Here is a 19,348-nt window from a genome sequence, read left to right as displayed (position 1 = left end):
GGAGTATAACCATCCGCCGTGGCCGTCATCCCTTGGTCGCCCCGCTCTCGAGGCCCTGGATCATGGCCTTGTTGAGCACCAGGAACACCAGCAGCAGCGGCGTGATGGTGACGCACACGGCGGCGAAGGTGGCCGTCCAGTCCACCTTGCCCATGGCGCCGATGTAGTTCTGCAGCCCCAGCGGGATGGTCTTGAGCTCCTCGGACAGGACGAACGTGTTGGCGAAGATGAAGTCGTTCCAGATGAAGATGCTGTTGACCAGCACCACGGTGACCACGGTGTTCAGGGACAGCGGCAGGGTGATCAGCCCGAAGATCCGGTACGGGCCGGCACCGTCCAGCGAGGCAGCCTCATACGTTTCCTTCGGGATGTACTCGTAGAAGGAGGAGAACAAGTACACGGACATGGGCAGCGAGAAGCCGGCCAGCGGGATGATCATCGACTGGTAGGTGTCCAGCAGGTTCACCGCGGAGTAGTCGATGAACAGCGGGACCAGGGCGATCTGGACCGGGACGATGATGCCGATCAGGAACAGCCCGCGCACCAGCCTGCTGAGCCGGAAACCGAGCACCTGGATGGCGTAGGCGGCCATCATGCCCAGCAGGACAATCAGCACGTTCGCGCCCATGGTCACCACGAAGCTGTTCAGGATGTTCCGGCCGAGGTCGCCGGTCTCGAACGCCCTGGCGTAGTTGTCCCAGGTCAGGGAACCGGGCAGCGCGAACGGGTCCCCGGTGGCGAAGTCGTGTTCGGTGCGCAGGCTGGTCAGGAACAGCCACGCCAGCGGGTACACCTGCACGATCACGATCAGCATGACCAGCACGCGGGAGAGCGTGCGGAACAGGTCCGGCCGGCGCTTGCGGCGCCTGCCTGCGGGCGTGGGAGGGACGACGGCGGGTGGCCTGGCCGGCGGGGCTGCCTGGGTGATCATGCGTCTGCCTTCCGCTTGAGCAGGAACAGGATGAGGCCGACGGCGACGAGGCACTCGATCACGATAAACACCGAGATGGTGCTGGCGTAGCCGAAGTCCGTGCTGGTGAAGGCCGTCTTGTACATGTAGGTGGTGAGCAGTTCCGAGGACTGGCCCGGGCCGCCGTTGGTCATCAGGTAGGGGATGTCGAAGCCGCGCAGGCCGTAGGTGGTGGCCATGATGGTGGTGGTGATCCACACGGGCCGGATGTAGGGGAACCGGATTTTGGTGAACAGGGTCCACCGCGAGGCGCCGTCCAGGACGGCGGCTTCCTCCAGTTCCTTGGGCACCGCCAGCAGCGCGGCATAGATGATGAGCATGTAGAGCCCGGTGAAGCGCCAGCCTTCGGGTGCGGAGACCGCGGCCAGGACGGAGTTGATGTCCGAGAGCCAGGGCCGTTCCAGGCTGCCGAGGCCAATCCACTGCAGCAGCTGGTTGAGCAGGCCCACGGGCTCGAGGGAGTAGATCCGCACGAAGAGGAACGCGATGGCCACCGTGGAGATCACGGCCGGCAGCAGGTAGAGGGTCTTGATGAGTTCCCGGCCGCGCCGGAGCGAGGTGAGGAGGCTGGCCACCACCAGGGCGCCGCCGAGCTGCAGGACAAGGCAGATGGCCAGGTAGACCAGGGCGTTCACGAAGGCGCGCCAGAAGATGTCGTCCCCGGTGAACATCCGGGCGTAGTTCTCCAGCCCGACGAATTCCATGTCGGTGATGCCGTTCCAGGAGAAGAAGCTCAGGAACAGGGACTGGAGGATGGGAAAGAGGACCGCTGCGCCGTAGAGCAGCAGCGGCGGGAGCAGGAAGACCAGGACCGAGGTCCTCGACCTGTTGGGAAGCATGGCGGACCTTTACTTGAAGAACTTCGGGGCGTTCTGGGCGATGGTGCTGTCCATCGTCTCCGTGAACTGCTGGGGCGTGATCTCACCCTGGACCAGCAGGACGAGTTCCTGTTGCAGGCGGGTGTTGGTGGTCGGGTCCAGCTGGGTGTCCCACGGCATGGCCTGCTTCGAACCCAGGTCCTTGGCCTGGTCAAGGGCCTTCCGGTACAGCGGGGTGGCGTTGGCAGGGATGGTGGTTTCCACGTCGGTGGTGGGGGAGAGCGCCCCGGTGGCGGCGTACTCCGCCGGGTACTTTTCCAGGGCGAACTTCAGGAAGTCGCTCACCAGCGGATCATAGGTCTTGGCGTTCACAGCCATGCCGATGCCCGAGGGGGACACGAACTCGTTGGCCGCCGTCACCGAACCTGCGGTGGTGGGCAGAGTGAAGAAGTCGACGTCGTTGCGGACGGCGGGGTTCAGCTTGTCGGTGGCCAGGCTGGGCAGCTCCCAGGTGCCGATGTTGTACATGGCCGCCTGTCCGGACGTGAACTGGTTCTGCGCGTCGGAGTAGCCCTGGGCGGAGAAGCCGTCCTGGAAGCACTTGGCCTTGCCCAGTTCGGCCATCCAGTTGACGGTCTTCTGGCCGGCGGCGTCCGCGAACTTGGCTTCGCCCTTCTTCAGTTTCTGCACAAACTCCGGGCCGGCCGCGCGGAACGGCTGGTAGGCGACGTACCTCTCCAGCGGCCACTGGTCCTGGCCGTCGATGGCGATGGGGGTGATGCCGGCGCTGCGGAGGGCGGTGCACATCGCGGGAATGTCATCGAGCGACTTAGGCACGGACACTCCGGCCTTGGTGAACAGGGCCTTGTTGTACCAGATGTACTCGAGCTCGTACTGGAACGGGACCATGTACAGGGAACCGTCGTCGAAGCGCTGGTAGTCCAGGGCCCCGGGGCGGTACTTGTCGTAGATGCCCAGGGACTTCAGCAGCTTGTCGGCGTCGAGCATCTTGCCTTGCTTGGCCAGCTGCTGTGCGAACGGCGTGGCGTCGGTGTCAAAGAGCTCGGGGAGCTTGTTGGCCGCCGCCAGCGTCTCGAGCTTCTGGATGTAGGAGGGCCGGTCCGGGGTGGTGATCAGGTTCAGCGAGAAGCCCGGGTGGTCCTTCCCGTAGTCGTCGGCCAGCTTCTTCATGATGTTGATGACGGCGCCGTCAGCCGGACGGGACAGCAGCCACGAGATTTCGCGGGGCTTGATCTCGCCGGTGGGGCTGACGTTGGCGGGGCTGCTGGAGCTTCCTCCGCCGCAGGCAGTCAGCGCCAGGGCGGTGACGGCTGCGAGGGCGGCAGCGCGGAAAACGTTCTTCATGGGGGCAATCTCCCTTGATTGGTGTGGACCGCCTGGGGCGGGCCGATGGGAACGGAGGGGGTTATTCAGTTGTCGGTGCGCTTGCGTACGTCGAATTCGGTGACAGTGACTGAGCCTTCGCCGGCGAACACGCCTATGGCGCCGGCGGGAAGGCCGTAGATCCGGGTGCTGAGGGCCACCTGGCGGTCCACGACGGCGACGCACAGGTCGCCGTCGACCACGACTTCCAGGGTGTGGCGTCCCGGTGCGAGGTCGCAGGGACGCTCGAGTTCGATGGCGAACGGCACGTCGCCGGAGACGTGCCACTGGGCCTCCCCGGTGACGGTGCGGGGCCAGCGGTCGAAGACCATCCGGCCACGTTTGGGTTCGAGCCTGACGATGTAGGAGTGGTCGCCGTCCGGGGTCGCGCGCAGCAGCAGCCCGCATTCGGTGGTGCCGGGCTGGATGTCCAGCTCTGCCCGGGCGTAGAACTGCGTGGGCGCCGGGGTGGAGGTGACGGCGGCGGCGTAGCCGTCCGGGGCCGCCAGCCGGAGGGGCAGGCTCTGGTGCAGCGGTTGGCCCTCCAACTCCAGCGGGACGTCGTCCCAGAAGCTGTCCACCAGCTCATCGGCGAACCCGAAGGCCAGCGTCCCGTCGGTGTTCTGCCGCGCCTCCAAAACCGCCATGGTGCCCGCCCACTGCCAGGCGCCGTCGTCGGAGTTTCCTTCCTTGCTGGCGATCCAGCCGAAGAAGAACCGGCGTCCGTCCCGCTCCGCCGTCTTGGAGGCGTAGAAGGCGCGGCCGTCGATGCTGTCGCGGGCCGGGACGGTCCATGGGCCGTCCGGGCTGGCGGCCATGCGGTAGCGCGTGCTGAACGATTCGGAGAATTCCGAGTAGACCATGTACCACCAGCCGCCCCATTCGAAGACGTCCGGGCACTCGTGGGTGATGTAGCGACGGGGGTCCCAGAAGGGGTCCGCGGGTGTCCAGGCCATCAGGTCGGTGGAGACGCACTGGGCGATGACGCCGCGGCGCCGTTCGGGTCCTGCGGAATGCCGGGCCGCCAGGAGCATCCGCCACAGGCCGGCGTCCTCGTCGCGGAAGACGAAGGGATCCCGCCAGTCGGCTGACTCATAGGCCTCGGGGGCGCCGAAGGTCAGCTCCGGGTGCTTGGTCCAGGTCTGCATCCCGTCGGCGCTGGTGGCATGCATGACCAGCTGCAGCGGCAGGCCGTCAGAGCCCAGGTTGGCCGGGTTTTGCCCGGTGTAGAACAGGTGGTGGATCCCCGACTCGTCGGCCACGATGCTGCCGGTGTAGCAGTTGAAGTCCAGGTCTTCCGTGGTGCCGTGGGGGAGGGCGACGCCGTGGTCCTGGAACTGGACCAGGTCCTTGGTGGTGACGAGGTTCCAGGCGGTCCCGGGCTTCGGGTTGCTGCGGACTTCGTGAAGGTAGAAGAGCCAGAACTCCCCGTCCTTCTGGAAGGGGATCAGGTCGCCCACCCAAGCATCGGCGGGCTGGAAGAAGACGGGGTAGCTCATCGGCGGTGATGTCCATTCTGCTAAAGCGTTTGATCACCATGAACGTAGCGTGGATCACACTGTTGTTCAAGCGTTTTAGCACAGAAACTTTTGCCGCTGGCTGGATTGGCTCCGGCGGGCATCGAATTTTGCTGAAACGCTTGACCCGCACCTCGCGGCTGGGTATCTTCTCCTGCTTAAGCGCTTAATCATCATGGAGTCCCGACGCGGAGCCAATGAAGGCCCCGCCGCTCCCGAGCGCCCGGCGATGACGCCGTCCCCCTGAGAGGAAGTCAACGATGACCCATGCCATGTCCCGCCGCCATGTCCTGCAGGGCACCGGAGCAGGAGCGCTGGCCCTGCTCGCCGGCGGCACCAGGCCGCCCACGCCCGCCCACGGCCAGGATTCGCTCCGCGCCGTCTACCACCTGACCCCGCCGTCGGGTTGGCTCTGCGACCCGCAGCGTCCGGTGTACCTCGACGGCGCGCACCACCTTTACTACCTGCACTCCACCACGAACAACGGGCAGGGCGGGTGGGACCACGCCACCACGGCCGACGGTGTGGCCTTCAGCCACCACGGCGTGGCGTTGCCACTGCAGCCCGACTTTCCCGTCTGGTCCGGCTCCGCGGTGGTGGACTCGGCCAACACCGCCGGCTTCGGGGCAGGGGCGCTGGTCGTGCTCGCCACGCAGCCCACGGACGGAATCCGCAAGTACCAGGAGCAGTACCTGTACTGGTCAACCGACGGTGGCTACACCTTCACGGCCCTGCCGGATCCGGTGATCGCCAACCCCGACGGCCGGACCGCCACCACGCAGGCGGAGATCGAGAACGCCGAGTGGTTCCGCGACCCCAAGATCCACTGGGACGCGGCCCGCGGCGAATGGGTCTGCGTGATCGGCCGCGCCCGGTACGCCGCCTTCTACACCTCGGCCGACCTGCGGAACTGGCAGCTGCAGCGCAACTTCGACTACCCAAACCATGCGCTCGGCGGCATCGAGTGCCCCGACCTGTTTGAGATGACGGCCGACGACGGCACGCGGCACTGGGTGCTTGGCGCCAGCATGGACGCCTACAGCATCGGCCTGCCCATGACCTACGCCTACTGGACCGGAACGTGGGACGGAACCCAGTTCCTCGCCGACGACGTGGACAACCCGCAGTGGCTGGACTGGGGCTGGGACTGGTACGCGGCGGTGACGTGGCCTTCCCTGGACGCGCCGGACGCGCGGCGCTATGCGGTGGCCTGGATGAACAACTGGAAGTACGCCGCCCGCGATGTTCCCACGGATGCCACCGACGGGTACAACGGCCAGAACTCGGTCGTGCGGGAACTGCGCCTGGCCCGCCAGCCGGGCGGCTGGTACAGCCTCCTGAGCAGTCCGGTGGCTGCGCTCGCCAACTACGCCAGCTCCACTACGGTGCTCCCCGGCCGGAACGTGGACGGCAGCTACGTCCTGCCCTGGCGGGGCCGCGCCTACGAGCTGGAGCTGGATATCTCCTGGGATGCGGCCGCCAACGTCGGGGTCTCCGTAGGCCGCTCGGCCGACGGCAGCCGGCATACGAACATCGGAAAATACGGTGCTCAGCTGTACGTCGACCGGGCCCCGTCCGACCTGGCCGGGTATTCGCTGGTGCCGTACACGCGGGCCGCGGCGCCGATCGACGCTGCTGCACGGTCGGTGCACCTGCGGATCTTCGTGGACACCCAGAGCGTCGAAGTGTTCGTCAATGCCGGGCACACGGTGCTCTCCCAGCAGGTGCACTTCGCTGATGGCGACACCGGGATTTCCTTCTACACCGACGGCGGCCCGGCCACGTTTTCCGGCATCACCATCCGGGAGCTGGCCGCGGTCCCGAACTGAGCGGGCCAGCGCAGCGTTGACCGGGTCAGCTAACGCAGCGCGTCCAGCGTGACGCCTGTGTGCTCCGCGAGCCGGGCCAGGAGGGCATCCTGGAACGCGGGGTCGGCGGCCGCCGGGTGCGGCTTCTGCCGGTGCTGGTGGTACCAGTAGCCGCCGCTGGACAGGGCTGCCGGATCGTCACTGGTGGCCAGCCACTCCTGGGTGCGGTGGCCCAGTTCCAGGCTGTCGGGTGCCGACCGGCCGCCCATCCGGGTGGGCACCCAGCCGGGGTCGACGGCGTTGCTGGCGACGTGCGGCACCAGCCGGGCCACCGCTCCCGACAACGCAGTGACCTGCAGCTTCGTGGTGGAGTACGAGGCCGTCGTCGTCCGTCCTGTCCAGTCCAGGCCGTCCAGGCCGGTGTCGCCTCCCCGGTGCATGCCGCTGCTCAGGTAGATGAGCCGGCGCGGTCCGGGGATGAGGGCGGTCAGCAGGTAAGGGGCCACCACGTTGACCGGCAGCAGGGCAGGGCCGCTGAGGATGCCGGCATTGTGGATGACGGCGTCGATGCCGCCGATCCCCACGGCCTCGTCTGCGATCCGCCGGACGTCTTTGTCGATGCCGAGGTCGCCGATGACGCACTGCGCCCCCTCGTCCAGCAGGTGCTGCACCGCATGGAGCCGCCGGGAGGACCGCGCGTGGACGATGACCTCGTGCCCGTCCCGGAGGAGCGACGCCGCAGCGGCGCGGCCCAGCCCGTCCGTGGAACCGGTGATGAAGACGCGTGCCATGCGGGGCCCTCCCTGGTTCGGATGTTGTACCAGTATCCCTACTCGATGTGCACGGGTGCAGGCACCGCTGTGTCTGCGGACTTTCCGCGCAGGAACCAGGCCAGGAGGATGGTACCCAGAACGGAGATGGCGGTGGACACCATGGCCAGGGAAGGCGCAAGCGGAACCAGGCCGAAGACGACGACGGCCGAGACCACCAGGGCAATCACCGTGGTGCGGGGTTGCTTCATGGACACGATCGCCTGCACCAGCACCGCGCCGAGGACCGCGGGCAGGACATACATCCGGGTGACCAGCAGGACCGACGGCGGGATGACGCTGATCAGCCAGCTTCCCAGCAGGCCCACGAAGACCGCCAGGGAGACCAGGTGCACCGCGGCGGCTCCGCAGATGGCGACGACGGCCGCGAGTTCCGCGCGCTTGGTGCCGGGCTTGGCGCCGATATTGGTCTGCGCGATGAGCGCCGCCGGCAGCAGCTTGTTGGAGATGTTGCCGATCATGAAGGCCTGGTACATCGCGGCGGGGCCGAGGACGGGGTAGTAGGTGAGCGGCTCGACGATCCAGATGATGCCGAAGGTGGCTGCGACAGCCGCGAACGCGATCCAGAGCTGGGCCGGGGCGATCTCCAGGCCGCCGGCGAAGACGAGGTACAAGGGGCCGGCCACGGAGATCAGGAGGCCGGCGATCATGGTCGCCTGGCCCCATCGGGATGTGGTGCGGCCGAACTCGGCCATGGCGGTGCTTCCGGCGGCAGGTGCGGTGGTGGTGGAGGTCATGGGTGTTCCTTTCCGGTGAGGGGCGGGTCAGGCGCCGACGGCGGGGGCCGCGGCAAGGTAGGCGGCGGTGAGTCCCACCACGATGGAAAAGCCCAGCCCCCACTCGCGCAGCCAGCTCTTCCCGAGCTTGCGGGCCAGCAGCAGGCGCAGCCCCATGACCGCCGCGGAGACGAAGAAGGAGAGGACGTGGATGCCCGACTTCGGCAGTTCCGTGAGCCCCAGGCACGCGAACGCCCCGATCAGGGCCGCGGCCGGAACGACGGCCATGGCCACGGGGTTCACGGCGCGGATTTTGGCATCCCCTTTGCGGAGCAGGGGAGTCAGGATGAGCGTGGCCAGCATCCACATGGCCCCGCCGATGCTCATCGCAAAGAAGGCCACGGCGAACACGCTTTGGGTGTAGCTCGCGTCGCCGAGTTTGGCTCCCATGGAACCGGCGGCAATGCCTGCGGCGGACACGTCATAGGCGGCCGAGCCGATCAGCCCGATTCTGGACAGCACCGCCGGTGCACCGAACAGGCCCAGGAGTGCGATGGCCACCAGCGACACGGCCAGGGACGGGCCGATCGCCGACACCGCACCGGAGCGGAACGATGTCCGGATGTCCGTCGGGCTCATGTCGACGGCAGGTGCCGCCCGGCGCGCAGCCCCCATGAAGATCACGGACTGGATGATGATGACGCCGAATACGCCGGCGACGCAGATCCAGAGGACGGGATTGTTGGCGATGCTGAGGATGTCGGTGGGGCCGGTGCCGGCGGATGGTTGAAGTGCCATTGCTTGGAGAGCCAGGGGCTGGTGCATGGAAACCTCCGGTTGAAGGCCCCGCGGAGCGCGGTCCGACGTCCTTGTCCGGTCTGGGCTGCGGCGGGGCGGAATGAGTGCCTCGCGGACCACATCGGTCAGCGGGTAAGCAACAGGCTCCACTATGAGACGGATCACAGGCAATGGCTGACGGAATCGGCCACGGACTGGGCCGAATCCGTCAAAGTGCAGCGGTCGGGGCCGGCGGGCTTCCGCATGCTCCCTGTGACCGGGCACACTTTCCGGCAGGAAGACAACCAGCGAAGGAGCACCATGCCCGGCACCATTGGCGACCTGTCCGCCGTCGAACTCACCGCCGCCATCCGTAACAGGACCATCTCGGCGCGCGAAGCGCTGGCGGACCACCTGGACCGCATTGCTGCGGCAAATCCGGTCATCAACGCGGTGGTCACCCTCGACGCCGACCGCGCCCAGGCGCTCGCCGCGGCGGCCGACCGGCTCACGGCCTCAGGCGCGGACCTGCCCCCGCTGCACGGGCTGCCGATGACGCACAAAGACACCAACAACACCGCGGGGATGCGGACCACGCAAGGGTCGCTGGCCCTGCAGGACTTCGTGCCGGACGCCGACGACCTGATTGTGGCCCGGCTGAAAGCGGCCGGGGTGGTCAGTACGGGAAAGTCCAACGTTCCCGAATTCGGTGCCGGCTCCCACACCTTTAACGAGCTCTTCGGCACCACCACCAACCCCTACGCACCCAGCCTGAGCGCGGGCGGCAGCAGCGGGGGAGTGGCCGCCGCCGTCGCGTCCCACATCCAAAGCATCGGCGACGGCAGCGACATGGGTGGCTCCCTGCGGATCCCGGCGTCTTTCTGCAACGTGGTGGGCTTCCGGCCTTCGACGGCCGTCATCCCCATGCCGTCCGACCACAACGCCTACGCATGGCTGGGCAGGACAGGCCCCATGGCCCGCAGCATTGAGGACATCGCCCTGTTCATGTCCGTCACGGCCGGAAAGGATCCGCGGGTGCCGCACCCGCAAGTGCTGGCCCCGGACGAGTTCCGGGCCGGCCTGGAGACCGACATGCGCGGCGTGCGGATCGGCTGGTCCCGTGATTTTGGTATCGGCGTACCGGTGGAACCGGAGATCGCCGGGCACCTGGAACGCCAGCTTGCCGTCTTCGAGGACCTTGGTGCGATCGTCGAGGAAGCCAGCCCGGATTTCAGCGAAGCCGACCTGGTTTTCGGCAACACCCGTGCGCTGGACTTCGCTGCCGGGCTCGGACCCATCATCGAGCGGTGCGGCGACCTCATCAAACCCGAGGTGCGCTGGAACGTGGCGAAGGGGCAGGCGCTCACGGCGCAGGACATTGTCGAAACCACCGCGGCCCGGACGCGTTTGGAGCTCGGCGTCCAGGGCTTCTTCAATCGGTACGACCTCTTCGCCAGCCCCTGCGCCCAGGTCCTGCCGTTTGACGCCTCGCTGCGGTATCCGGCGGAGGTGGCAGGCGTGCCCTCCGAGACCTACCTGGACTGGATGCGTTCGGCCTGCCTGCTGTCCGCTACGGGATTGCCGGTGCTCAGCGTCCCCGCAGGGTTCAGTCCGGCCGGGCTGCCCATCGGGCTGCAGCTGGCGGGCAACCACTACACCGACATGCAGCTGCTCCGCTGGGGCCGGGCCTTCGAGCAGCAGACGGGGTACGCCGCCGTCGCGCCCGCACTCGCCGGAACGGGCCTTACGGCGATGCCCGCGTGAAACGGCCGCCGCGCTTGCGTGCGTCCAGCAGCAATGAGACGTCCACGCTCCCGGCGTACTGGGCCCAGTCGGAGCCGGTGATGAAGCGGTAGAGGGCGGGCATATCGCTCACCGTGACGTCGGCGACGATCTGGTAGTCGCCCGCGATGGCCGCCGCGTAGCGGATCATCGGAAGCTCGGCCAGGCTCTGGCCGAGCCGCTCCACGTGCTGCGGGGCGGCCCGGATCCAGAGCAGCGCTTCGACGTCCAGCCCGAAGGCAGCGGGCTCGACGACGGCCCGCAGCTGGACCTGGTTGTTGGCCAGGAGCCACTCGCTGCGGCGCCGGGCGGTGGCTTCCGACACCCCGACCCTGCGCCCCAGTGCTTCATAGCTCATCCGGCCATCGGCGCACAGCGCCTCGACCAGTTCGCGGTCCTGGCGGTTCAGCTCGAGCCGCGCCTCAAGGGTTCCCGCATCCGTGGCCAGGGTGGAGCGCAAAGCATCCACGCGGTCCGGGCTGAGCACTTCGGGGCGCCAGCCACGGATGGTCCGGAAATAACGGAGGACGGGATAGCTGGTGGAATCCCCCAGGCCGATCGTGGACGGGAGCTCGTCCGACAGGACATCCCCGAGGCGCCGCGGCTCGGTGAGGATCTCGGCCACGCAGTCGCCGGTGCCGGTGGTGGTGTAGACAAAGGTGGTGTCGCTGCGCTGGGCCAGTGCCTGGGCAGCCGCGCGCACGGTCCCTGGGGTGCACCGCATTTCGATCAGCACGGCGGCCGGCTGCGGCCTGACACCCACCACGGCAACGGCGCCGGACTCAAGCAACTGCGAGCCGCGGCGTGCCACGGTCCGTTCCGCTTCCCCCAGCACCGCAGCCATCTTGCGCCATGGACACCGGGGATCCAGCTGGAGGGCGGCAACGATCTGCCGCTCCAATGCGTCAAACACCATGCGAACATTCCATCACGGCCACCAGCGCCTGCCGCCTCAGTTCATCACCCACGCCGCCCCCAGCAGCAGGGGGACGGCCAGGGCCGAGGTGATCACCGCCGTCGTCTGCGCCAGGCCTTCGCCCACCTTGTACCGGACCGCGTAAAGGACGACGTTCTGGCCGGTGGGAAGGATGGCGCAGGCGGTGACCACGAAGGTGCTGAAGGCGTCCAGCCGGAACACGAACGCGGCGAGCAGCCACGCAAGGACCGGCTGGATGGCCGATTTAAGGACCACCGCCACGAGGGTCGGCGCGGCATCGGCGCTGCCGCCCCGGGGCGACAGCCCGTGCAGGGACATGCCGAAGATGATGAGCATGAGCGGCACCGTCACCTGGGCGATGAGCTTGAGCGGGTCCAGCACCAGTTCCGGGACCTGGACGCCGGCCGCGCTCACGGCGATCCCCAGGATGGCCGCAACGGTGACCGGGTTCCGGAACGGGGTGGACAGGATGCGCCGGGCCGAGGGCTTTTCCCCGTCCGGGTTGGTCAGGTCCAGGATGGTCAGGGCGATGGGCGTGATGACGGAGAGCTGGAACAGCATGATGGGCGTGACGTAGGTGGCGCTTCCGAGCACATACAGCGACAACGGCACCCCGAGGTTGGTGGAATTCACGATGCCCGTGGAAAGGGCGCCGATGGTGCTGCGCCGGACTCCCCAGCCGGCGACCGCCCCGGTGGCCGCGAACAGCGCCATGACGGCCAGCGCCGTGACCACGGAGATCAGCCCCGTCTGGCTGAGGACGTCGCCGATGTGCCGGGTGGCGATCATGGAGAACATCAGGCTGGGCAGGCCCACGAGGAAGGTCAGGGTGGAGAGGACCTTGGTGCCGTGCGGGCCCAGCGCCTTCGTCCTGCCCAGGATGTAGCCGGCCAGCATGACCACGCCCACCACAAAGAAGCCCTTTAAGACTCCGTCCACCTTCGCACCCCATCCACTCCGCCCGAACGGCGGTGCGCCGCCGACGGTTCCACGCCGGCGTTGGCGCCCTTGAAGTAAATCATGCTGCCGGGGGGCGGACCCCTACGCGGCGTCCGTAGGGGCGGCGCGGTGGTCGATGGCGGCGGCCAGCGCATCAATCCGGTCCATCGCAGCGTTGAGTCTTTCGACGGCCGCCCACAGGTCCGGCTGCTGCTCCCGGACCTGCTCCAGGCCGGTTCCGGCCGAGCGCAGCGACCCGAGATCAAAGCTGACATTGGTCCGCGCGCCCGCCACCGCGGCGCGGAGGGCACCGAAGGCGACGACGACGTCCGCCACGAGTGCCTTGTTACCGTTGGTTGCCAGCCAGGCGAGGTCGTCGATGGCTGCGATGGCCCGCTCACCCAGGACCGCGGAGGAGGCCGCGGCCTCCAGCGACGCGCGCCGGATCGCCTCGTCCCGCTCGGCACCGGGCTCCAGGCGGAACGCGGCACCGAAGGCCTTGGACGCGGAGGCGTCGTCGTCGGCCAGGCGGAGCGCTTCGCGTCGCAGTTCCCGGGCACGGTCCCCGATCCGGGCCGGCTCGCCGCCGTCGTCCCTGCTGTAGCCGGCCACCATCGACGTCAGCGACGCGGCGACGGCAAGCATCAGCCCAGTCCCCGCCCCGCCGCCCGGCGACCCGGTGGCCCCGGCCAGCGCGCGCGTCCACTCCTCCACCGTCGATCCCTGGGTGGTTGCGTCAGGCTCGTCCATGCCGGGAACCGTGCCCAGAAACGCCGTGGGCTAAACAAGGCGCCCGCCCGATGTGGCTGGCGGGCGCACTTTTGCCGTGCTGACAAGCAGATGCGCGGCGGGTAACCTGAGCCGCGTGGCCAAGCTCTTTGCGTACTTGAGTTATGCGGATGCCCCCGGAGCCCTCGCCTGGCTGGCAGGCATCGGCTTCGATGTCGTCCGGAGGATGGACGGGGCGGACGGGACCGTGATCCATGCCGAGATGCGGATGGGCGAGGCGGTGCTCATGGTGGCCAGCAATGACGCCCCCTACGGGACGCCCGGCCTGGCCGGTCGCTCCACCGGGCAGGGCCTCTACCTTCTCGTCGACGATGTCGACGCGCTCCATGGCAGGGCCGTGGAGCTGGGTGGAACCTCGGTCATCCCACCGGAAGATACGGAATGGGGCAGCCGGCGCGCCCGCGTGCTGGACCCTGGCGGGAGGGAGTGGAGCTTCGGGTCCTACGAGCCCGGCGTCGGCTGGTGAACGGCCGGGTCCAGCGGCACAGGTACCGGTACGGCGGAGACCCCAGCCAGTGGGGTGAGCTGTTCCTGCCCGTACTGCCCCCCGGCCTGAAGCACCGGGGCGTGGTGGTGGTGATCCACGGCGGCTACTGGCGCTCCCAGTACGGAGCCGAACTGGGGGAGCCGCTTGCCCTGGACCTGGCGGAGCACGGGATGGCCGCCTGGAACCTGGAGTACCGCCGCGCCGGGAACGGCGGGGGCTGGCCCGGGACCTTCCAGGACATCCTCGCGGGCATCGACAAGCTGGCCGCGCTCGCGGGACCGCATGCACTGGACCTCGGCAAAGTGGTGGCGCTCGGCCACTCCGCCGGCGGCCACCTGGCTGTCTGGGCGGCGGGGCGGCACCGGCTGGATGGGCCGGGCGGCGGGCTTCCGGACGCCGGCGGCGTCCGCCTCACCGGCGTCGTGAGCCAGTCAGGCGTGCTGAACCTTGCCGAAGCCGAAAGGCTGGGCCTCAGCAACGGTGCCGTGGCCAACCTGCTGAGCGGCCCGTCGTCGGAATTCCCCGGCCGGTACCGGTGCGCCGATCCCATGGCCGCGCTGCCGCTGGACATCCCGGTTTACGCGGTCCACGCGACGGAAGACGAGGACGTTCCGCTGGCTATGTCCGCGGCGTATGTTGACGCCAGCCAGGATGGCCCGGCGCCGGCCCGGCTGGTCATGGTGCCCGGCGACCACTTCGCACTCATCGATACGCACGCCGCGGCGTATGCGACGTGCCGGGAACTGGCCCGCGGGCTGCTCCGCTGACACGAACTGCTGCCGGGCCGCCGTTTCTGGCAGAGTATGAGCATGCTCACAGTAATTGGCGAAGGCCTTGTCGACGTTGTCCAGCGCGCCTCGGGAATTGAGGCCCACGTGGGCGGCAGTCCGCTCAACGTCGCGGTGGGCCTGGCGCGCCTGGACCACCCCGTGCAGTTCATCGGCCGCTACGGCCGGGACGCCTACGGCGACTCAGTGGCCGCGCACCTGCGGTCCAGCTCCGTGATGCTGCCGCTGCCACCGGATGGGCTGCCCACCAGCGTGGCCACGGCATTGATTGACGACGACGGCGCCGCCACCTACACGTTCGACCTCGCCTGGGAACTGCCCGGCATCGCCGACCGGCTCGGCTTCATGCTGCAGGGCACCACCTTGCTGCACACCGGCTCCATCGCCACGATGCTGGCGCCGGGCGCCACGGAGGTGCTCGCCGCCGTCGAATACGCCCACCCCTCCGCCACCATCAGCTTCGATCCCAACTGCCGGCCGAGCATCATCACCGATGTGGACTTCGCGCGGCGGCAGGCGGAGAAGTTCGTGGCGCTGTCCGACGTCGTCAAAGCATCCGACGAGGACCTGGCCTGGCTGTACCCGGGGCAGGACGTGCTGGACTCGGCGCGGAAGTGGCTGGCGCTCGGCGGGGAGGAAGGCCCGGCACTCGTGGTTGTCACCCGCGGCGCGGACGGCCCATGGGGCGTCTGCCGGGCCGGTGAAGCCTCGGTACCGGCACCCAGGGTGGAGGTGGCGGACACCGTCGGCGCGGGCGACTCCTTCATGGCGGCGCTCCTGTCCGGCCTGGTGGACCGGGAACTGGACGGTGCCCAGAACCGGCAGGACCTGCGGGACCTCCCAGCCGAGGGACTCGGCGAGCTGCTGGAGCATGCGGCCCGGGCGGCCGCCGTTACCGTGTCCCGGCCCGGCGCCAACCCGCCCACCCGGGCCGAACTGCACGGGGTGGCGGCGGAGGACTGACCTCCGTTACCCCTCGTGGTTGTAGTACGGCCACGGCAGGAAACGGCGCTCGCCGCGGCGGTCCGGCCCCTCCAGCGTCACTTTTCCTGTCGCGGCCCATTCAACGCCACGGGGGAACATCCGGATGAACTCGATGCGCCGGAACGTATCGATGTCGTGGCCGATGGTGATGGTGAAGCTGCGGCCACTGCCGTAGTTGTTGATCCAGGCCAGCGGCTGGTGCGTGTTGATGCCGGGAAGCTTGCCCAGGTCCCCATCCGGGATGTCCACCGGGTAGTGCGGCATGGGCCAGGCTGGCGCATTCTCGTAGGACTCCAGGTCATCAAAGACTGAAAGCAACACTTCCGCGCCATCGTGCAGCTGCACGCCGGTCAGGATGTCGTCGCCCGTTACAGTCCAGCTCCCACTGATGCCCTCGGTAATGGGGTGCCGGGGCTCCGCGGTCTCCAGCCGGGCCTCACCCCAGGGACGGGGACGCAGCCCTGTGGGAACGCTGAGTTTCGCGCCGCGCATGGTGTTGTACTCCTCGGGGTAACCCCAGTCGTCCTCCTGGACGGCCGAGCCGTGGAACCACACGATGCCCTTCCCGTCCTCATGGACGAACTTCAGCAGGGCGGCGTCGGTCTCCGCGCCGAACCCCTGCGCCTTCTCGTGGTAGCCATCGCGGCCCTCGAACACCACCAGGACCACGTCGTACTTGTCAATGACGCTGGAGCCCAGCCCCCGCGGATCTTCCACAACCCGGACCTGGAACCGGCCGGTGTCCTCAAGCACGGTGGTGAGCCACTGGTTGTGCGCACGGAAGCTGCGGAATTCGTTGTCGTGCTCCCGGGTCATGTGCCCGGACAGGATGAGGGCCTTCAATTTGTCGGTCATGAGTGCCGCGTTTCTCTTCGTCATCGGAAGTTTGGATAGAAGTCTACATACTTTAGTTTGAAATAGACATAATGGTGTTACGATCGGTTTGCCCCTATAGAGAGGAAGCAACGATGCTTCTCGAAAGAGACCTCATCCAGTCCGCCGGCTTCCGCAATGTCACGGAGGGCGGCAGGGTTACCGGCTTCCAGTTCCGGGTGCGGATGCCCTCCTACCGTGGCATGGCTGCTTCGCTGATTGACGGCGTAACCGTCCGCGTGGACGGGCTGGTCGACGTCGGACCCGACGTCCCGCTCTGGACCCTCGGCGGGCGCACCTACACGCTGCAGCAGCTCTGGGAGAGTGACGGCGTCCGTTGGCCCCTTGAGGAGGCGGCCCTGGTCACGGTTCCATTCGACGGCGGCCTTCCGCAGGGAGTCCATGAGCTCAGCATCGAGCTCCGCCTGCGGATGTCCTACATCCCGCTGGAGCACCAGCCCACCATCCACCGGGTGAGCCGCAAGGTCACCCTGGCACCCGAAGGCGGTGCGGATACCTTCCGCTACGGAGTCTCCCTCTACAGCTATATGGGTGACTACGGCACGGTCCTGGACCTGGAAACCGCACTGGCCCACGTGGCGGACGTCGGTGCCACCGGCGTCGAGATCCTGGGCGAGGGGCATGTGCCCGGCTACCCCGAGCCGTCCCCTGCCTGGATCGACACCTGGTTCAACCTGCTGGAGAAGTATTCGCTGGAGCCCACGAACTACGGTTCCTGGATCGACACGCGGCTGCACCCCGGCCGGTCCATGACCGTCTCGGAAGGGGCGGAAGCCCTGCAGCGGGACCTGTGGCTCGCCAGCCGGCTGGGCTTCAGTTTCGTCCGGCCCAAGATCGGCGTGGTGTCCAGCGACCTGGTCCCGGATCCCATCTGGACCGAATCCGTGGAACGCTCCCTCGACCTTGCCCACGAGCTGGGCGTCATCATCTGCCCCGAGATCCACTCACCGACGCCCATCAAACACCCCGTGGTGGACGATTACATCGGATTGATCGAGCGGACCGGCACCAAGAACTTCGGCCTGCTCATCGACACCGGGATCTTCCAGGACCGCCCCATCCCGCTGCGGGAAGGCGAAACCCGCGAGACTCGCCCTGCATTCCTCGACGGCATCGGCGTCGACCCCGCAGATTTCAAGGACATCGCCCAGTATGTGGTGTTCATCCAGGCCAAGTTCCACGACATCAACGAGCGGCTGGAAGACCAGCAGATTCCGTGGCGCCCCGTCCTGCAGGCCCTCAAGGACTCCGGCTACACGGGCTACCTTTCCAGCGAGTACGAAGGCGAACGTACTCCCTGGCGGGCCATCGAACAGGTGCGGCGCCAGCACGCCCTGATCCGGCGCATCTCGGCCGACCTCGCCTGACCCATCCCTGCTCCCCGTAAAGAGAACCACCATGCCCAACGGACTTATTGACGAATCCAGCCTCCGCGCCCACCCGGATGGCCTCGCCGTCGCCCTGACCCTGCCCTGGTACCGGAGCCTGTGGCTCTCGTCGGTCTCGAGCCTGCAGCTCACCCTCGACGGCCAGGAGATCCCGGCCGCGGACCTTTCCTTCGAACTCGCCGGTGCCCGGTACGCGCTGGAAGACCTCCCCGCGCAGAGCGAAACCCTGTGGTACCTGCAGGAGCACCCGCTGCTCATTGTCCGCCTCAGCCGCCCGGCGGCCCTCGGCGAGGCCCACACTGTCCATCTCATCGGCGAACTGCGCCTGCCCTACATGCAGATCGCGCCCGGCCAGGACGGCGGCCCGGGCATGTACGTTCCCAACTTCGTCAACCAGACGATGGAGCTGGTGGTCACGGACCAGCCCGCGGCCGCTCCGGCGCTGACCCCTGCCACCACGCCTCCTCCGCCCAAGGCTGAGGAGGATCCGTTCTCGCTGGGCCTTACCCTGTATTCGGCAAGCGCCGAGTTCCGGGCGGGCTGGTATGACTTCGACGGGCTTCTGAACCGCGTCGCTGATTTGGGCATCGGCCCGGGCATCGAAATCGTGGCCTCCCAGGTCCTGCCCGGCTATCCGAACGTGACGGACGGTTTCGTGCGCTCGTGGCAGGCTGCCTTCGACAAGCACGGCTTCACCGCCAGCTCGTTTGGCGCCAACCTGGACATGGGCCGGCGCCGTGACCGGGACATGACCCCGGACGAGGAATACGAGTTCAGCGCAACGCTGTTCCGCGGGGCCAAAAAGCTTGGATTCCCGCTGGTCCGGATCCAGAGCGCAAAGCCGGCCCTGCTGCGCCGGCTGCTGCCCCTGGCCGAGGAACTGGAGCTCAAGCTGGCGTACGAGATCCACGCGCCCCTGGGCCCCAACTCCCCGGAAATCATGAAGGTCCGCGAGGTCTACGCGGAGCTTGATTCGCCATTGCTGGGGTTCGTGGCCGATTTCTCCTCAACCATGCACAGCATGTCGCCCACGCTCCTGCGGGCGGTCCGCCGCGCAGGCCTTGACGACGGTGCCATCCGGAAGCTGCAGGCCATCTGGGCTACCGACGCCCCCATGCGGGCCCGGCAGGAGGAGTTCATCGGCTACCTCAAAGCCCGCGGATTTGATCCCGCCCGGCTTGGCTCATTCGCCCACCTCGCCTTCAACATGCACGGGCACGTCAGCCCGCAGGAATGGGCGGACATCATGCCGCAGATCCTGCACGTCCACGCCAAGTTCTACGACATCGACGAGGAAGGCAACGAGCCGGCGATCGACTACCCGGAACTGGTGCGCGTGTTCGTCGAGGGCGGCTACCGCGGCTACTGGTCCAGCGAATGGGAGGGCCACGCCTTCGCCGAACTGGGCGAGGTGGACCCGCTCCTGCTGGTCCGGAAGCAGCATGACCTGATCCGCAAGAGCATGCGGTCCGTGCCGGCGTCGGCCTGACGGGTCCGGACACAAGAGGCTAGCCCCGGCGGAACCGCCGGGGCTATGCCGG

At 67.9% G+C, this 19,348-nt stretch carries 18 protein-coding genes; 7 read left to right on the top strand and 11 right to left on the bottom strand.

The window, feature by feature from the left end; all coding sequences use genetic code 11:
- Nucleotides 1-25: 25 nt before the first annotated feature.
- The 4 genes from ACYSM9_RS18665 to ACYSM9_RS18650 all read right to left on the bottom strand — a co-directional run bounded on the left by ACYSM9_RS18665 (nucleotide 26) and on the right by ACYSM9_RS18650 (nucleotide 4,670).
- Nucleotides 26-931: a carbohydrate ABC transporter permease gene (locus tag ACYSM9_RS18665; protein WP_461858452.1), complete on the bottom strand. Its 906-nt coding sequence runs from the start codon at nucleotides 929-931 to the stop codon at nucleotides 26-28.
- Nucleotides 928-1,809 carry a carbohydrate ABC transporter permease gene (locus ACYSM9_RS18660; RefSeq protein WP_461858451.1) on the bottom strand — a complete coding sequence of 294 codons (882 nt, stop codon included), beginning with the start codon at nucleotides 1,807-1,809 and terminating at the stop codon, nucleotides 928-930. The genes ACYSM9_RS18665 and ACYSM9_RS18660 overlap by 4 nt, the downstream gene beginning before the upstream one ends.
- Before the next feature lie 9 nt (nucleotides 1,810-1,818).
- Nucleotides 1,819-3,153 carry an ABC transporter substrate-binding protein gene (locus ACYSM9_RS18655; RefSeq protein WP_461858450.1) on the bottom strand — a complete coding sequence of 445 codons (1,335 nt, stop codon included), beginning with the start codon at nucleotides 3,151-3,153 and terminating at the stop codon, nucleotides 1,819-1,821.
- Between the two features lie 65 nt (nucleotides 3,154-3,218).
- Entirely contained in the window at nucleotides 3,219-4,670 is a 1,452-nt protein-coding gene (locus tag ACYSM9_RS18650) for a family 43 glycosylhydrolase (RefSeq protein WP_461858449.1), read from the bottom strand.
- Nucleotides 4,671-4,948: 278 nt separating this feature from the next.
- On the opposite strand from ACYSM9_RS18650, the gene ACYSM9_RS18645 reads away from it, so the two are divergent.
- Complete coding sequence (locus ACYSM9_RS18645) at nucleotides 4,949-6,517, top strand: glycoside hydrolase family 32 protein (RefSeq protein WP_461858448.1); 1,569 nt, start codon at nucleotides 4,949-4,951, stop codon at nucleotides 6,515-6,517.
- A 29-nt stretch (nucleotides 6,518-6,546) separates the two neighbouring features.
- Here ACYSM9_RS18645 and ACYSM9_RS18640 read toward each other — a convergent pair whose 3' ends face one another.
- The 3 genes from ACYSM9_RS18640 to ACYSM9_RS18630 are packed head-to-tail and all read right to left on the bottom strand — an operon-like array spanning nucleotide 6,547 to nucleotide 8,867.
- Complete coding sequence (locus ACYSM9_RS18640; RefSeq protein WP_461858447.1) at nucleotides 6,547-7,287, bottom strand: SDR family NAD(P)-dependent oxidoreductase; 741 nt, start codon at nucleotides 7,285-7,287, stop codon at nucleotides 6,547-6,549.
- Between the two features lie 38 nt (nucleotides 7,288-7,325).
- Nucleotides 7,326-8,063, bottom strand: coding sequence for a hypothetical protein (locus tag ACYSM9_RS18635; protein WP_461858446.1), 738 nt, complete (start codon nucleotides 8,061-8,063; stop codon nucleotides 7,326-7,328).
- A 27-nt stretch (nucleotides 8,064-8,090) separates the two neighbouring features.
- Nucleotides 8,091-8,867: a DUF5058 family protein gene (locus ACYSM9_RS18630; RefSeq protein ID WP_461858445.1), complete on the bottom strand. Its 777-nt coding sequence runs from the start codon at nucleotides 8,865-8,867 to the stop codon at nucleotides 8,091-8,093.
- 273 nt (nucleotides 8,868-9,140) lie between these two features.
- On the opposite strand from ACYSM9_RS18630, the gene ACYSM9_RS18625 reads away from it, so the two are divergent.
- Nucleotides 9,141-10,583 (top strand): amidase family protein, encoded by a 1,443-nt coding sequence (locus ACYSM9_RS18625; protein WP_461858444.1) that lies wholly within the window; start codon nucleotides 9,141-9,143, stop codon nucleotides 10,581-10,583.
- On the opposite strand, the gene ACYSM9_RS18620 is transcribed toward ACYSM9_RS18625, so the two are convergent.
- From ACYSM9_RS18620 to ACYSM9_RS18610, 3 genes are all read right to left on the bottom strand, one after another.
- Entirely contained in the window at nucleotides 10,564-11,517 is a 954-nt protein-coding gene (locus tag ACYSM9_RS18620) for an AsnC family transcriptional regulator (protein ID WP_461858443.1), read from the bottom strand. The genes ACYSM9_RS18625 and ACYSM9_RS18620 overlap by 20 nt on opposite strands.
- Before the next feature lie 36 nt (nucleotides 11,518-11,553).
- The gene (locus ACYSM9_RS18615) at nucleotides 11,554-12,477 is read right to left on the bottom strand and encodes an AEC family transporter (RefSeq protein ID WP_461858442.1); all 924 of its coding nucleotides are present in this window, start codon (nucleotides 12,475-12,477) and stop codon (nucleotides 11,554-11,556) included.
- A gap of 102 nt (nucleotides 12,478-12,579) precedes the next feature.
- A complete protein-coding gene (locus ACYSM9_RS18610; protein WP_461858441.1) occupies nucleotides 12,580-13,227 on the bottom strand; it encodes a cyclodeaminase/cyclohydrolase family protein in 648 nt (215 codons plus the stop codon).
- 115 nt (nucleotides 13,228-13,342) lie between these two features.
- Between ACYSM9_RS18610 and ACYSM9_RS18605 the strand changes: the two genes are divergently transcribed.
- From ACYSM9_RS18605 to ACYSM9_RS18595, 3 genes are read left to right on the top strand one after another with little or no spacing between them, the layout of a single operon-like run.
- Nucleotides 13,343-13,732 (top strand): VOC family protein, encoded by a 390-nt coding sequence (locus ACYSM9_RS18605; RefSeq protein WP_461858440.1) that lies wholly within the window; start codon nucleotides 13,343-13,345, stop codon nucleotides 13,730-13,732.
- Entirely contained in the window at nucleotides 13,729-14,520 is a 792-nt protein-coding gene (locus ACYSM9_RS18600) for an alpha/beta hydrolase family protein (RefSeq protein ID WP_461858439.1), read from the top strand. Before ACYSM9_RS18605 ends, ACYSM9_RS18600 begins: the two co-directional genes overlap by 4 nt.
- A gap of 42 nt (nucleotides 14,521-14,562) precedes the next feature.
- On the top strand, nucleotides 14,563-15,504 hold the full coding sequence (locus ACYSM9_RS18595; protein WP_461858438.1) for a carbohydrate kinase family protein: 942 nt from the start codon (nucleotides 14,563-14,565) through the stop codon (nucleotides 15,502-15,504).
- Between the two features lie 6 nt (nucleotides 15,505-15,510).
- Here the strand turns inward: ACYSM9_RS18595 and ACYSM9_RS18590 are convergent, their stop codons facing one another.
- The gene (locus ACYSM9_RS18590) at nucleotides 15,511-16,380 is read right to left on the bottom strand and encodes a ThuA domain-containing protein (protein WP_461858437.1); all 870 of its coding nucleotides are present in this window, start codon (nucleotides 16,378-16,380) and stop codon (nucleotides 15,511-15,513) included.
- 113 nt (nucleotides 16,381-16,493) lie between these two features.
- On the opposite strand from ACYSM9_RS18590, the gene ACYSM9_RS18585 reads away from it, so the two are divergent.
- Nucleotides 16,494-17,786 carry a C-glycoside deglycosidase beta subunit domain-containing protein gene (locus ACYSM9_RS18585; RefSeq protein WP_461858436.1) on the top strand — a complete coding sequence of 431 codons (1,293 nt, stop codon included), beginning with the start codon at nucleotides 16,494-16,496 and terminating at the stop codon, nucleotides 17,784-17,786.
- 31 nt (nucleotides 17,787-17,817) lie between these two features.
- On the top strand, nucleotides 17,818-19,296 hold the full coding sequence (locus ACYSM9_RS18580) for a C-glycoside deglycosidase beta subunit domain-containing protein (RefSeq protein WP_461858435.1): 1,479 nt from the start codon (nucleotides 17,818-17,820) through the stop codon (nucleotides 19,294-19,296).
- Nucleotides 19,297-19,348: the final 52 nt, after the last annotated feature.

This window comes from Arthrobacter sp. C152 (assembly GCF_054890965.1).
The sequence above is the reverse complement of the archived record's forward strand: the minus strand, read 5'-3'. Positions and strand labels throughout refer to the sequence as shown.

Coding starts and splice junctions, on each gene's coding strand:
- ACYSM9_RS18610 (WP_461858441.1), bottom strand. CDS start 13,227: ATGGACGAGCCTGACGCAACCACCCAGGGATCGACGGTGGAGGAGTGG.
- ACYSM9_RS18595 (WP_461858438.1), top strand. CDS start 14,563: ATGCTCACAGTAATTGGCGAAGGCCTTGTCGACGTTGTCCAGCGCGCC.
- ACYSM9_RS18640 (WP_461858447.1), bottom strand. CDS start 7,287: ATGGCACGCGTCTTCATCACCGGTTCCACGGACGGGCTGGGCCGCGCC.
- ACYSM9_RS18645 (WP_461858448.1), top strand. CDS start 4,949: ATGACCCATGCCATGTCCCGCCGCCATGTCCTGCAGGGCACCGGAGCA.
- ACYSM9_RS18650 (WP_461858449.1), bottom strand. CDS start 4,670: ATGAGCTACCCCGTCTTCTTCCAGCCCGCCGATGCTTGGGTGGGCGAC.
- ACYSM9_RS18585 (WP_461858436.1), top strand. CDS start 16,494: ATGCTTCTCGAAAGAGACCTCATCCAGTCCGCCGGCTTCCGCAATGTC.
- ACYSM9_RS18630 (WP_461858445.1), bottom strand. CDS start 8,867: ATGCACCAGCCCCTGGCTCTCCAAGCAATGGCACTTCAACCATCCGCC.
- ACYSM9_RS18635 (WP_461858446.1), bottom strand. CDS start 8,063: ATGACCTCCACCACCACCGCACCTGCCGCCGGAAGCACCGCCATGGCC.
- ACYSM9_RS18625 (WP_461858444.1), top strand. CDS start 9,141: ATGCCCGGCACCATTGGCGACCTGTCCGCCGTCGAACTCACCGCCGCC.
- ACYSM9_RS18580 (WP_461858435.1), top strand. CDS start 17,818: ATGCCCAACGGACTTATTGACGAATCCAGCCTCCGCGCCCACCCGGAT.
- ACYSM9_RS18590 (WP_461858437.1), bottom strand. CDS start 16,380: ATGACCGACAAATTGAAGGCCCTCATCCTGTCCGGGCACATGACCCGG.
- ACYSM9_RS18655 (WP_461858450.1), bottom strand. CDS start 3,153: ATGAAGAACGTTTTCCGCGCTGCCGCCCTCGCAGCCGTCACCGCCCTG.
- ACYSM9_RS18665 (WP_461858452.1), bottom strand. CDS start 931: ATGATCACCCAGGCAGCCCCGCCGGCCAGGCCACCCGCCGTCGTCCCT.
- ACYSM9_RS18620 (WP_461858443.1), bottom strand. CDS start 11,517: ATGGTGTTTGACGCATTGGAGCGGCAGATCGTTGCCGCCCTCCAGCTG.
- ACYSM9_RS18660 (WP_461858451.1), bottom strand. CDS start 1,809: ATGCTTCCCAACAGGTCGAGGACCTCGGTCCTGGTCTTCCTGCTCCCG.